The 13,290-nt window shown below is 43.4% G+C and carries 11 protein-coding genes; 1 reads left to right on the top strand and 10 read right to left on the bottom strand.

Annotation, left to right across the window (positions count from 1 at the left end; genetic code table 11):
- Positions 1–50: 50 nt before the first annotated feature.
- From AAZR19_RS17435 to AAZR19_RS17395, 9 genes are all read right to left on the bottom strand, one after another.
- On the bottom strand, positions 51–320 hold the full coding sequence (locus AAZR19_RS17435) for a hypothetical protein (protein ID WP_024423498.1): 270 nt from the start codon (positions 318–320) through the stop codon (positions 51–53).
- Positions 321–577: 257 nt separating this feature from the next.
- Positions 578–1,870 carry a phosphopyruvate hydratase gene (eno, locus tag AAZR19_RS17430; protein WP_003212752.1) on the bottom strand — a complete coding sequence of 431 codons (1,293 nt, stop codon included), beginning with the start codon at positions 1,868–1,870 and terminating at the stop codon, positions 578–580.
- Positions 1,871–1,900: 30 nt separating this feature from the next.
- The gene (gene gpmI, locus AAZR19_RS17425; protein ID WP_024423499.1) at positions 1,901–3,436 is read right to left on the bottom strand and encodes a 2,3-bisphosphoglycerate-independent phosphoglycerate mutase; all 1,536 of its coding nucleotides are present in this window, start codon (positions 3,434–3,436) and stop codon (positions 1,901–1,903) included.
- Positions 3,429–4,190 (bottom strand): triose-phosphate isomerase, encoded by a 762-nt coding sequence (gene tpiA, locus AAZR19_RS17420; RefSeq protein ID WP_017359213.1) that lies wholly within the window; start codon positions 4,188–4,190, stop codon positions 3,429–3,431. Before tpiA ends, gpmI begins: the two co-directional genes overlap by 8 nt.
- 30 nt (positions 4,191–4,220) lie before the next feature.
- The gene (locus AAZR19_RS17415; RefSeq protein WP_434703853.1) at positions 4,221–5,405 is read right to left on the bottom strand and encodes a phosphoglycerate kinase; all 1,185 of its coding nucleotides are present in this window, start codon (positions 5,403–5,405) and stop codon (positions 4,221–4,223) included.
- Positions 5,406–5,618: 213 nt separating this feature from the next.
- Positions 5,619–6,626 (bottom strand): type I glyceraldehyde-3-phosphate dehydrogenase, encoded by a 1,008-nt coding sequence (gene gap, locus AAZR19_RS17410; protein ID WP_007500174.1) that lies wholly within the window; start codon positions 6,624–6,626, stop codon positions 5,619–5,621.
- Between the two features lie 31 nt (positions 6,627–6,657).
- Positions 6,658–7,695, bottom strand: a complete 1,038-nt coding sequence (locus AAZR19_RS17405) for a sugar-binding transcriptional regulator (RefSeq protein WP_024423502.1) — start codon at positions 7,693–7,695, stop codon at positions 6,658–6,660.
- A gap of 309 nt (positions 7,696–8,004) precedes the next feature.
- Positions 8,005–9,378, bottom strand: a complete 1,374-nt coding sequence (locus AAZR19_RS17400) for an amino acid permease (protein ID WP_051149965.1) — start codon at positions 9,376–9,378, stop codon at positions 8,005–8,007.
- 139 nt (positions 9,379–9,517) lie between these two features.
- The gene (locus AAZR19_RS17395; protein ID WP_262089653.1) at positions 9,518–10,711 is read right to left on the bottom strand and encodes an ornithine--oxo-acid transaminase; all 1,194 of its coding nucleotides are present in this window, start codon (positions 10,709–10,711) and stop codon (positions 9,518–9,520) included.
- Positions 10,712–10,920: 209 nt separating this feature from the next.
- On the opposite strand from AAZR19_RS17395, the gene AAZR19_RS17390 reads away from it, so the two are divergent.
- Positions 10,921–12,357 (top strand): sigma-54 interaction domain-containing protein, encoded by a 1,437-nt coding sequence (locus AAZR19_RS17390; RefSeq protein WP_434703850.1) that lies wholly within the window; start codon positions 10,921–10,923, stop codon positions 12,355–12,357.
- Between the two features lie 30 nt (positions 12,358–12,387).
- Here the strand turns inward: AAZR19_RS17390 and AAZR19_RS17385 are convergent, their stop codons facing one another.
- Positions 12,388–13,125, bottom strand: coding sequence for a FadR/GntR family transcriptional regulator (locus tag AAZR19_RS17385; protein WP_326349830.1), 738 nt, complete (start codon positions 13,123–13,125; stop codon positions 12,388–12,390).
- Between the last annotated feature and the right edge of the window lie 165 nt (positions 13,126–13,290).

Genomic DNA, 13,290 nt, shown 5'->3' with positions numbered 1-13,290 from the left:
TCCGTTTGTTTCAGATAGAACAGATGCCCTTGCATCTGTTCTCATCCCTGTTAAAAACCGCACTGGATTTTAACGTACATGCCTAATAATTTGAACTCACCTAAAAATTTGGAACCTCGTCCAAAGGTCTTGCATGCCCAAATCAATGCTCCAAGTGAAATAATGCCCAATATAGCGGCAAGGACATAAATCCAAAATGCGTTTTTCTGTACATTCTTAGAAGTTAGAATTCGTTGCTTCCTTTCATCATATGCCGCCAATAGGTGAAGAACATACATATATACACCTACTGGAAAACGAAGGCTAAAAGGATTCAGCATCTCATCACCCCCTAATATATGTAAAATGATACCACCCCCTTACAGAAAGCATAAGTTCATTTCAGATCATATTTTTAGTCGATTTTTCATGATTTAGTGCTTATAAATGGAGGGGATTTTGCTTTCTTCTCTAACTGAAGGAGGATTTTTTACAGAAATAGGATAAGTCAAATGAATTAGCCAGCGGATTTCACTCAACACAAAAAAACGCTGCGTCCCGCTCTCATGAAAGAGCGGAACGCAGCGCATAGCTGACATTATTTATTCAAGTTATAGAATGTTGCAATGCCGTGATATTGTGCTGTTTCAGCCAATTGATCTTCGATGCGAAGTAATTGGTTGTATTTCGCCACACGGTCCGTACGAGACGGAGCACCTGTTTTGATTTGTCCAGCGTTTGTTGCAACAGCGATGTCTGCAATCGTGCTGTCTTCAGTTTCACCAGAACGGTGAGAGATCACAGCTGTGTATCCTGCGCGTTTTGCCATTTCGATTGCATCAAATGTTTCAGTTAATGTACCGATTTGGTTTACTTTGATCAGGATTGAGTTACCAACGCCGTTTTTGATTCCTTCAGATAGCTTCTTCGTATTTGTAACGAACAAGTCGTCTCCTACTAGCTGAACCTTGCTGCCAAGGCGCTCAGTTAATAATTTGTGACCTTCCCAGTCGTTTTCATCAAGGCCGTCTTCGATAGAGATGATTGGGTATTTCGATACCATATCTTCATACCAGTCAACCATTTCAGCAGATGTTTTCACAACACCTTCGCCTGATAAATGATACTTACCGTCTTCTTTGTTATAGAACTCAGAAGATGCAGCATCCATTGCAAGCTTCACTTCTTCACCTGGTTTGAAGCCAGCTTTTTCGATCGCTTCAACGATGGTTTGAAGTGCTTCTTCGTTAGAACCAAGGTTTGGAGCGAATCCACCTTCGTCACCTACAGCTGTGTTTAAGCCTTTTGCGCTTAATACAGATTTCAGGCTATGGAAGATTTGAGCGCCCATGCGAAGTGCTTCACGGAAGTTCGGTGCACCTACAGGCATAATCATGAATTCTTGAATGTCTACGTTATTATCCGCATGCTCTCCGCCGTTGACGATGTTCATCATCGGTACTGGAAGCGTTTTGGAGTTGAATCCACCAAGGTATTGATAAAGTGGAATTTGTAAGAAATCAGCAGCCGCACGTGCTACAGCGATAGATACGCCAAGGATTGCGTTTGCGCCCAATTTCCCTTTGTTTTCTGTTCCGTCAAGTTCGATTAACATTTTGTCAATCGCTACTTGTTCTGTTACATCAAAGCCTAAAAGCTCTGGTGCAATGATTTCGTTTACGTTGTTTACAGCTGTCAGAACACCTTTTCCAAGGTAACGGTCTTTGTCTCCGTCACGTAGTTCTACTGCTTCATATTCACCAGTAGAAGCACCACTTGGAACAAGCGCACGGCCAAAGCCGCCAGATTCTGTGTAAACTTCTACTTCAACTGTTGGGTTACCGCGAGAGTCTAATACTTCGCGTGCATATACGTCAACAATGTATGGCATTGTTATTTCTCTCCTTTTGAATCAATTTTTTTATTTCTGAATTAATGATGTACCTGTCATTTCTTTTGGTTTTTCAAGACCAAGTAAGTCTAAAAGCGTTGGAGATAGATCGGCTAAAATGCCGCCTTCTCTAAGTGTCGCACCTTTTTTCGTCACGATGACTGGTACAGGATTCGTTGTATGTGCAGTATGCGGCTTTCCTTCTTCGGTAATCAGCACGTCTGCGTTACCGTGGTCCGCCGTGATGATGGCATGTCCGCCTTTTGCCAGGATTGCGTCGACTACAGCTCCTAAGCACTCATCTACTGCTTCAATAGCTTTGATTGTTGGCTCAAGCATACCTGAATGACCAACCATATCCGGATTAGCAAAGTTCAGAATGATCGCATCATGCTTGTCAGCATTGATGTCTGCAACAAGTGCATCCTTTACCTCATAAGCACTCATTTCCGGCTTGAGGTCATAGGTTGCTACATCTGGTGAATTGATTAAGATGCGGTCTTCACCAGGAAATTCTTCTTCACGTCCACCGCTCATAAAGAACGTCACGTGAGGATATTTCTCTGTTTCAGCAATCCGCAGCTGTTTCAATCCGTTTTGAGAAAGCACTTCTCCTACTGTGTTATCCAAATTCACTGGTTTGAAGGCAACATAGCCATCAACCGTTTCACTGAAGTGTGTGAAGCAGACGAAGTGTAAATTCTTCGGATGAGCTTCTCCGCGGTCAAACGAGCGGAAATCTGCATTTGTGAAAGTGTTCGAGATTTGGATGGCACGGTCTGGACGGAAGTTATAGAAAATCACAGAGTCGCCGTCGTTTACTTTGGCAACCGGCTCACCATTTTCTCTCGTAATGACAGATGGAATAACGAATTCATCGTAGATTCCATTTTCATAGGAGTCATCAACGACATCATAGATGTTTTGATAACTTGGGCCTTCACCATACGCCATCGCGCGGTACGCTTTCTCCACACGATCCCAGCGTTTGTCACGATCCATTGAGTAATAGCGTCCAGAAAGTGTTGCCACTTCACCAACACCGATTTCTTTGATTTGTTCTTCCAGCTGTTTCAAGTACACTTTGGCTGTCTTCTGACCAACATCACGTCCGTCCAAGAAGCCATGAATGTATACCTTTGTTAAGCCTTCTTTTTTCGCCAGCTTCAGCAGGGCAAAAAGATGCTGGATGTGACTGTGCACACCGCCGTCTGACAAGAGTCCAAATAAATGAAGCGCCTTGTCATTCTCTTTTGCATACGTCATTGCATCTAGGAACGTTTCGTTTTTCTCAAATTCCCCTTCACGAATGGCAACATTCACCCTTGTTAAGCTTTGATACACAATGCGTCCTGCACCGATGTTCAAATGCCCAACTTCAGAGTTCCCCATTTGACCTTCCGGTAGACCTACTGCCTCACCTGAAGCCGTTAAGGTTTGATGCGGAAATTCGTTCCAGTAGCGGTCAAAGTTCGGTTTTTTTGCTTGTGCGACAGCGTTACCGACTGTTTCGCCTCTTAAACCGAACCCGTCTAAGATGATTAATGCAGCTGGTTTCTTACTCATATTGACCTTCCTCCAATAATTGAACGAAAGACTGAGGTTCTAAGCTTGCGCCGCCTACCAAAGCACCGTCAATATCGGATTCTGCCATATATTCTTTAATATTTGCCGGCTTCACGCTTCCGCCATATTGAATGCGAAGGCTGTCTGCCGCTTCTTGACCAAATTCGCTTGCAACGGTTTGGCGGATGTGTGCGCAAACGTCGTTTGCATCTTTCGCTGTAGAAGATTTTCCTGTACCGATTGCCCAGATTGGCTCATATGCAATCACAGATTCAGCAACTTGCTGCTTCGTTAAACCAGCTAGTGCTTTCTTCACTTGATCAGCGACAAGTTCATTTGTTTTGCCAGCTTCACGCTCTTCAAGCGTTTCACCTACACAAATGATTGGAACGATGCCATGCTTGAATGCAGCATGTGCTTTTTTGTTCACTGTTTCATCTGTTTCTGCAAAGAATTCACGGCGCTCTGAATGTCCAATCACTGAATAGCCGATGCCTAAATCTTTTAGAGCAGCAGGGCTGATTTCACCAGTGAATGCGCCATTTTCTTCAAAGTGCATGTTTTGTGCACCAATTTTAAGGTCTGTTCCGTTTGATAGGCTGTTTAGCTTTTCAAGGAAAAGAGCTGGCGCACAGACAATGGATTCCACTTTGTCAGGAGATGGAATAGATGACTTGACTTCTTCAACGAAGCTGACTGCTTCGCCAAGTGTTTTGTTCATTTTCCAGTTCCCAGCTATAATTGGTTTTCTCATGATTGACACTTCCTTATAGCAGTTTTGGTCTTATTTATCGTTTAATGCAGTAACACCAGGAAGTTCTTTGCCTTCCATAAATTCAAGTGAAGCGCCGCCGCCTGTAGAAATATGGCTCATCTGATCGGCAAGACCAAATTTCTCAACAGCTGCTGCTGAATCTCCACCGCCAATGACAGAATATGTATCTTTTGCTTCTGCCAGTGCTTCTGCGATAGCTTTTGTCCCTTTAGCGAATGCATCGATTTCAAATACACCCATTGGTCCATTCCAGACAACAAGTTTGCTGTTTTTAATAACGTCAGCATACTTTTCTCTCGTCTCTGTTCCAATATCAAGTGCTTCTAGATCACTTGGAATCTCAGAGATTGGCACAATGCTTGTATTCGCATCATTTGAAAAGTCGTCGGCTACCAGAACATCTGTTGGAATCAGGAAGTTCACGCCTTTTTCTTTTGCACGGTCCATAAAGGATTTGGCTAAATCGACTTTGTCTTCTTCTAATAGAGATTTCCCTACTTCGTGGCCTAGTGCTTTCACAAATGTGTAAGCAAGTCCGCCGCCGATAATGAGGTTGTCCACTTTATCAAGAAGACTTTCAATCACACCGATTTTTTCCTTTACCTTAGCGCCGCCGATAATCGCTGTAAATGGGCGATCAGGGTTTGAAATGGCTTTTCCTAAAACCTCAAGCTCTTTTTGCATGAGGAAGCCTGAAACAGCCGGAAGATAAGCTGCAATACCAGCTGTCGATGCATGTGCACGGTGTGCAGCACCGAACGCATCATTGACATACACATCGGCTAAATCAGCAAATGCTTTTGATAATTCAGGATCGTTCTTTTCTTCACCAGGATAGAAACGAACGTTTTCAAGCACTAGCACATCTCCTTCTTTTAAGTCAGAGATTTGCTTTTTCACGTTGTCGCCGTAAGCTTCATCTGCTTTTTTCACTTCTTTTCCAAGAAGCTCTTGCAGACGTTTTGCCACAGGTGTCAGACGCAGTTCTTCAGTAACTTGACCCTTCGGACGACCCAAATGACTAGCTAGCAGTACCTTTGCGCCTTGTCCTGTTAAATACTCAATTGTTGGTAATGCTGCGCGGATACGAGTATCATCCGTCACTTCTCCGTCCTTCATCGGAACGTTAAAATCTACGCGGCAGAACACAACTTTACCTTTTACGTCAATGTCTTTTACTGATTTCTTATTCATGCTCGTCAGGAGATCCTCCTTTATTCTGGTTTCCTTACGCATTGGACAAGACTCTCTTTATCCTTTTCCCATTTTGCCCTCATCAAAACGAGAAATCGTGCAGAACGGATAAAAACAGAGAAAAAGGGAAAGGGATGCTTCCCCTTCCCTTGTCCGTCTTCATTATATCGTGTCTCTAGGAAAGAACCAAGTGAGTTCCTTCAGTGTGAGAAATTAAAGACCTTGTTTTGCAATGTAAGCTGCAAGGTCAACAACGCGGTGAGAATATCCGCTCTCGTTATCGTACCAAGAGATTACTTTCACCATGCTGCCTTCCATGACCATTGTAGAAAGAGCATCGATTGTTGAAGAGTTTGCATTACCATTGTAGTCACCAGATACTAATGGCTCTTCGCTGTAGCCAAGGATTCCTTTAAGTTCTCCTTCAGCTGCTTCTTTAAGTGCTGCATTTACGTCTTCAGCTGTTACATCTTGGTTTAATTCAGCAACAAGGTCAACTAAAGAAACGTTAGGTGTTGGAACACGCATAGCGCCACCGTTTAATTTACCTTTAAGTTCAGGCAATACAAGTGAAACAGCTTTCGCAGCACCTGTAGAAGTTGGGATGATGTTTTCCGCAGCTGCACGAGCACGACGGTAGTCTTTGTGCGGAAGATCAAGAATTTGCTGGTCATTTGTGTATGAGTGAACAGTTGTCATCATACCGCGTTTGATACCAAATTTATCGTTAAGTACTTTTGCAAATGGTGCTAAGCAGTTTGTCGTACAAGATGCATTAGAGATGACATCGTGGCTAGCTGCATCGTATTTGTCTTCGTTTACACCCATAACGATTGTGATATCTTCTTCGTTAGCAGGAGCAGAGATGATGACTTTTTTAGCGCCAGCTTCTAAGTGTTTCGCAGCGTCTGCACGTTTTGTGAAGAATCCAGTAGATTCAACAACGATTTCTACGCCTTGTTTACCCCAGCTTAATTTCGCAGGGTCACGCTCAGCTGATACTTCGATTGTTTTACCGTTCACTACTAAGTTTGTACCGTCTACAGAAACCTCTGCATCTAGTTTTCCGTGAACAGAGTCATATTGTAAAAGGTGTGCAAGCATGTTAGCATCTGTTAGATCGTTAACCGCTACTACCTCAACTTCAGGATTATTTAATGCTGCACGAAATACGTTACGTCCAATACGTCCAAATCCGTTAATACCGACTTTTACTGCCATGATGTTTCCTCCTTTTATAGGTCACAATGTTTTATATTGAGGGATCAATTGACTCCCTTAATAACTCTTTTGCGGCTCCTTCGTCTGTGACGAGAACCGTTCGGCGCGGTTTTTTGAAATAAGCTTCAATCGCCCCCGCCTTTGATGATCCACCTGCAACAGCAATGATGTGTGGAATACTTTCTAGATCATCTAGCTGCATGCCGACGGAGTGCACTTTGTGTACGACCTCACCATCACGATTAAAGTAATAGCCAAAGGCCTCTGTCACTGCGTCATGCTCATCAATCTTTTTTAAATCTTCAGCTGGTGTATTTCGTCTCATCGCCATTGTTTTTGCTTCACCAATACCATGAATGAGCATCGTGGACGATTTAATCGTTTGAAGCACTTCTTTGACGGACGGCTCTTCAATAATGGAAGAGTAAGCACCTTCTGACAGCTGTCCTGGAACAAACAGCAGTTTGTAAGTACCGGAAGCTTTTTCAGCCATGTGGGCACAAATGGTGTTTGCCTGATTTTTCACATTCTCCCCAAGACCGCCTCTCGCAGGGACAAACATCGTATCGCGGTTTTTGGCATCAGGGGTCATCATTTCGGCAACGGCTTCCATCGTCGTTCCGCCAGTGACGGCGACGATATTATTTCCAGTAAACCTTTTTTTCATGCATTGGACAGCAGCTCTTCCCATTTCTTGCTTCACCCATGGGGATTCGTCACTGTCTCCAGAAACGATCATGACTTCTTCCAGGCCTAACTTTCTCTTTAATGTATTTTCCAAAAAGGTTAAACCTAAAACGTCCTTCATCATTCCTTCAAGCATTTCAAGCAAAGCGTGACCCTCACTCGTCAGCATCATACCGCTCGTTTTCACATCCAGCAGATTTTGTTCTTTTAAAAACTGAACTTCAGCACGTAAGATGCGCTCACTGAGACCAAGACTTGTCGCAAGACTTCTGCGGCCAATTGGTTCAGCTAATCTGATGTACTGCAAAATGTCGTAGCGTTTTTGCATAACAATGAGAAGATCTGGCAATAATTTTTTTTGAGCTTCCAATAAACGATTCATGGCTAACGACCCTTCCTTTTCACGTTGGACTAAAAACGTCCCACTGTGACAAAAAACGTCCCGCCACAGCCAAAAAAAATCAATCCCTGCTTTCTTTAATTATTTTAACAGGATAATCTTGCATTTTCAACTCTTACAAACACATTTAGACAAAAAATAGACACATTTTCACCGATAACCTGCTTGTCATCAAGGTTCTTGCTATGATATTTCTTTTCAAAATATTTATTTTCTTTTATATAGAATGTATTCACGATGGAAAATGTGCATGCTGGTGATATGAGCATGCACATTTTTTTCAGGATTTGCTTATGTTTTTGTGATGGTTCCAAACTGTTTTGCCTCTTCCTTCGGTTTGATTTTGAGATAATAAATAATGTAGCAGGCAGCCATGAACGGAATTCCGCAATAAAGACCGATCCGCTGATCCTCGATAAAAAATAAGCTGATGAGGACAATGCCAAATGCGATAAAGCCTGCTAATGGGACAAATGGATAGAGCGGTGTTCGGAAGACGAGATCCTTTACATCTCCGCCCGCCTTTATGAATTGTTTTCTAAAGAAATACTGAGACAAGCAAATAGACATCCACACCACAACAAGAACCATACCAGAAATAGAAATGAGCCACACATACACCGTTTTTGGTGCCACAACACTTGTCAGCAGAGATAGTGCAGATACGCCCATTGTCACCAATAGTGCATTGATCGGAATTTTACGCTTGGACAGCTTTTTCGTAAAGTCAGGTCCTTTCCCGTCTTTCGACAGCGCCCAAAGCATACGGGATGATGCATATAATCCAGAGTTTGCTACAGATAAGACCGCTGTGATGATGATAAAATTCATGATATCTGCCGCATACGGTATACCGACCTTGTCCAGCACGACGACAAACGGGCTGTCGACAGTGCCTGCTGTCTGCCACGGAAGAAGCGCGGCCAGAACCGCAATGGATAAAACGAAAAAGACCATCGTTCTCCAAATAATATTTCGTATAGAACGAGGCAATGTTTTTTCAGGGCTTTCACTCTCTCCTGCTGCAATCCCTACAAGTTCTGTTCCTTGAAAGGAGAAGTTGACCGTGACCATGGTTAATAAAATAGCAAAAACGCCGTTAGGAAATAGTCCGCCATGATCCGTCAAATGACGAAATAGAGGGGCTGGTTCTCCATCTTTCAGATGAATCATTCCGAAAATTGCGCCAATTCCAATGATAATAAATAATAGGATGGCAGCGACCTTAATGGCTGAAAACCAAAACTCGGTTTCAGCAAAGCTGCGAGCTGAGATGGCATTCACGGCAAATAAAATCACGCTAAATGCAAGACACCAAAGCCAAACAGGGATATCTGGGAACCACCTTTGGAGCAAAATGCCTGCTGACGTAAACTCCAGTCCTATTGTACATGCCCAGCTAAACCAATAAAGCCAGCCGATCATAAAGCCTGTGGACGGACCTATATATTTGGTTGCATACTCCTGAAAGGAACCCGCTGTCGGCATCGCCACTGCTAATTCTCCAAGACAGAGCATCACCAAATACATTAACAATCCGCCAATGATAAAGGACAGAATGGCTCCCCCGGGTCCAGCCTGATGGATAATGAGTCCTGACCCAAGGAAAAGACCAGTACCAATGACGCCGCCTAAGGCAATCATAAAGAGATGCCTGCTTTTCATGGAACGTTCTAGTTCATTATGCTGTTCTTGGTTCAAATCCGCTTCCCCACTTTCACTCTTCTATTCATCATCCTTTGACAAAATTCGCTGTTCGTTGAAAGAGAAAGGGAGAAAGTGAAGGTTTCTCCCCCTTTGACATTTATGCTTGAAATAATGCTTCAATATGACCAATCGCCCAGTCTAAATCTTCTTTAGATATCGTGAGAGGCGGTGCAAAGCGGATGACGGTCTCATGGGTTTCCTTACATAACAGTCCTGATTGTTTCAGCTTCTCACAATAAGGTCTCGCTGCTTCTGTCAGCTCCATGCCGATAAATAATCCGCGGCCGCGCACTTCCTTGATGACAGGACTTTGAATGCGCGTGAGTTTGTCTTTTAAGTATTCGCCAAGCTCCATAGAACGCGCTGCAAGGTTTTCGTCGATTAAGACATCCAGTGCAGCCAGCGACACCGCACACGCCAGAGGATTTCCGCCGAAGGTAGAGCCGTGAGATCCAGGGTTAAACACACCTAATATATCGCGGTTTGCTACCACACACGAGATTGGGAATACACCGCCGCCTAAAGCTTTCCCAAGAATCAGCATATCTGGCTCAATATCTTCCCAGTCGCATGCAAACATCTTGCCTGTTCGTGCTAATCCGACCTGAATTTCATCCGCAATGAACAGCACATGTTCTTTTTCACAAAGCGCCTTCGCTTCCTTCAAGAAGCCTTCTGGCGGCATGACAATTCCCGCTTCTCCTTGAATAGGTTCGATCAGAAAGGCTGCTGTTTGTGGTGTGATGGCTTCACGTAACGCTTCAATATCTCCGTAAGGAATCAGTTTAATGCCAGGAAGCATTGGACCGAAACCTCTTTGATATTCTGCTTCAGAAGAAAGGGAAACAGCCGTCATCGTTCTGCCATGGAAGTTACCGACGCACGCAATGATTTCTGCGCGATTGTCTTCGATTCCCTTGACGTCATAGCCCCAGCGTCTGGCTGCTTTTACAGCTGTTTCTACAGCCTCAGCACCAGTATTCATCGGAAGTGCCATCTCTTTATTCGTGAGTTGACAAATTTTCTCATACCAAGGGCCAAGCTGATCATTGTGAAAAGCTCTTGAGGTCAGTGTCACTCGGTCTGCCTGTTTTTTGAGTGCTTCAATAATGCGGGGATGTCGATGGCCTTGGTTCACTGCGGAATATGCACTCAGCATATCCATATATCGATTGCCTTCAGGGTCTGTCACCCAAACTCCTTCAGCCTCTGAAATCACAATTGGCAACGGATGATAGTTTGCCGCACCGTATTGTTCGGTTTGTTGAATCAATTCATTTGTCTGTGTCATCGTCTATTCCTCCTTCTATAAGCTAGCCTCTTTTTCATTAGGTTCATCTTCACACATATGATATGCAAGGATCGTGCCAACTTTCTGCCCGCATTGTGGCGGTGATTGATCTGGTTCTTTATGCAAAATATCTTTGCATCTGCCAAATTATTTAGAGGAAACCGCAAAATTTTTCATGTAAAATAGAGGTAAGGTCTGGAGGTGCTTCAATGAAAGAAGATCAGTATACTGCAAAGCTGGAAAATGAGATTGATCTGTATAAACAAATGCTTGATTTAATAGATGTCGGGGTTCATGCAATTGACGAGAATGGCAATACTGTTATTTATAATAAAAAAATGATGGAGATTGAGTCTTTGAAACGCTCTGATGTTCTCCATAAAAATGTATTAGATCTCTTCGTCTTCCAAGACGAAATGCACAGTACGCTTGTCCAAGCGCTGCGTACCGGGAAACAAACCGTTCATGCAAAGCAGACGTATCATAATTACAACGGAAAAGAAATCACAACGATTAATCATACATACCCGCTCGTTCGAGACGGCCTCATCCAAGGAGCGGTTGAAATTTCGAATGATGTGACCAAGCTGGAACGGCTGATTCACCACAATATGAAGAAAAAAGGAAGCACGCACTTTACCTTTGATTCCATTATTGGACAAAGCCCTGCGTTTTTAGAGGTGATTGAGCATGCAAAACGAGCGACACGCACCTCTTCCTATGTGCTCATTGTTGGAGAAACAGGGACAGGAAAAGAACTATTTGCGCAAAGTATTCATAACGGCAGCAGCCGGTCATCTGGACCATTTATTACCCAGAATTGCGCGGCACTGCCTGATAATCTCATTGAAAGTCTGCTCTTTGGTACACAAAAAGGGGCTTTTACAGGCGCAACTGATCAGCCCGGCTTATTTGAACAGGCGCAGGGAGGTACACTGCTGCTTGATGAGATCAACTCATTAAATCCTGGTCTTCAAGCAAAACTGCTGCGCGTATTACAGGAGAAACGTGTGAGAAGGCTTGGCAGCACAAAAGAAATCGCTGTTGATGTAAGAGTCATTGCCAATATGAATGAGGATCCTGTTGATGCAATCGCAGGCGGACGCATGCGAAAGGATTTATTTTATCGGCTGGGTATTGTCACCTTATTTATTCCGCCGCTTTCTGAACGAAAAGAAGACATTCCTACATTTGTCAGTCATTTTATTCAAAAATATAATGAGCTGTTTCAAATGAAGGTGAAGGCGGCTGACGAAGAGGTACTAGCCCTATTTCAAGCGTATGATTGGCCGGGTAATGTACGAGAACTGGAGCATGTGATTGAAGCGGGGATGAATATGATGATGGATGAGGATTACTTATGCATGCATCACCTTCCATATCATTTTAGATTTAAACATAGGGAAGGCCGTCCTGCAGCGCAATTACAGACGAACCCTTTACAGCATACCGCAGCTGACACGTTTATTTATACAAGCCCAGAACATACGACTGATTTTCAAACCCAAATGGAACGATTCGAAAAACAATACATCGTCCATTACTTAGAAAAAATGGACGATAATATTTCACAGACTGCAAAGTTATTGGGCATGAGCAGGCAAAGTCTGCAATATCGCATGAAAAAACTGCATATTTCTCGTTAATAATAGAGCTGTGCCCTCATTCGGCACAGCTTACTGTGGTTCTGACTGTCCTGCCGGTTCTTGACTCACATCACTCAGCAGTTTTTCTACATTTTTTAAATGCGTGAGCATCGCTCTTTCTGCTTCTTCTGGCTGTCTTGCCATGACGGCTTTGTAAATGTGTTCATGTTCTTTGTAAAGCTGCCGAATGGAGGCTTTCCTTGAAAATAAGACGACTTTTCTCGTTTCCCGCATTGTTTCTACCAGCAAGGTGGAGACCTGATTCATTAACGCCTTTAATAAATCATTCTTTGAAGCTTTTGCTAAGGAGAGATGGAAGGAGAAGTCTGCTTCTTCACCAGTTTCTTTATGTGCTTCTGCGAGTTTCATTTGTTCAAGTGCCTCACGCAGCTCATGAAGGTCATCGTCCGTTCGCAAGAGCGCTGCCTTTTTAACAGCACCCGTCTCAATAATGGATCTTAATTCAAGGAGCTGCGTGATATCATGCTGCTTCATCAAAAATGCAGGAGACAGACTAAATGTGAGCTGCTCAGGATCGAACTGCTTCACATATGTACCTTCCCCTTGCTTCATCTCTATTAATCCGATCGCTTTGAGAGCAGACAGCGCCTCTCTTACAGCAGAACGGCTGACTTGAAAGCTTTCTGAGAGCGCTTGAACCGAATCTAATTTTTCCCCCGGAAGAAGCTCACCTGTACGAATGGATTCAATTAATGCATCCGCAATTTCTTCATATATTTTTTTCGTTTTGATTTGTTTATATTTCAATTGGTCTCACCTCATCACTGTTGTCTATCCCTATCGGCTCATGCCCTATCTTATACTTTACCCCAAAATTTCCGATCACACGTCTCCCCTCTTTAATTTTCAAGAAATCTTCGAGCTGCCTTGCTTTCAACAAAAAAGAAGCACGTGCCATGTTCTGGCAAGTAC

The sequence above is a fragment of the Bacillus sp. Je.9.29.b genome (genome assembly GCF_051129925.1).
In the GTDB taxonomy this organism is placed as follows: domain Bacteria; phylum Bacillota; class Bacilli; order Bacillales; family Bacillaceae; genus Bacillus; species Bacillus safensis.
Note: the sequence above shows the minus strand (reverse complement) of the source record. Positions and strands in the feature narration are given on the sequence as shown.

What these genes read in the sequence shown, in the direction of transcription:
- eno (WP_003212752.1), bottom strand. Translation starts at nt 1,870, where the DNA reads ATGCCATACATTGTTGACGTATATGCACGCGAAGTATTAGACTCTCGC.
- AAZR19_RS17395 (WP_262089653.1), bottom strand. Translation starts at nt 10,711, where the DNA reads ATGACACAGACAAATGAATTGATTCAACAAACCGAACAATACGGTGCG.
- AAZR19_RS17405 (WP_024423502.1), bottom strand. Translation starts at nt 7,695, where the DNA reads ATGAATCGTTTATTGGAAGCTCAAAAAAAATTATTGCCAGATCTTCTC.
- gap (WP_007500174.1), bottom strand. Translation starts at nt 6,626, where the DNA reads ATGGCAGTAAAAGTCGGTATTAACGGATTTGGACGTATTGGACGTAAC.
- AAZR19_RS17435 (WP_024423498.1), bottom strand. Translation starts at nt 320, where the DNA reads ATGCTGAATCCTTTTAGCCTTCGTTTTCCAGTAGGTGTATATATGTAT.
- AAZR19_RS17390 (WP_434703850.1), top strand. Translation starts at nt 10,921, where the DNA reads ATGAAAGAAGATCAGTATACTGCAAAGCTGGAAAATGAGATTGATCTG.
- AAZR19_RS17400 (WP_051149965.1), bottom strand. Translation starts at nt 9,378, where the DNA reads ATGAAAAGCAGGCATCTCTTTATGATTGCCTTAGGCGGCGTCATTGGT.
- gpmI (WP_024423499.1), bottom strand. Translation starts at nt 3,436, where the DNA reads ATGAGTAAGAAACCAGCTGCATTAATCATCTTAGACGGGTTCGGTTTA.
- tpiA (WP_017359213.1), bottom strand. Translation starts at nt 4,190, where the DNA reads ATGAGAAAACCAATTATAGCTGGGAACTGGAAAATGAACAAAACACTT.
- AAZR19_RS17415 (WP_434703853.1), bottom strand. Translation starts at nt 5,405, where the DNA reads ATGAATAAGAAATCAGTAAAAGACATTGACGTAAAAGGTAAAGTTGTG.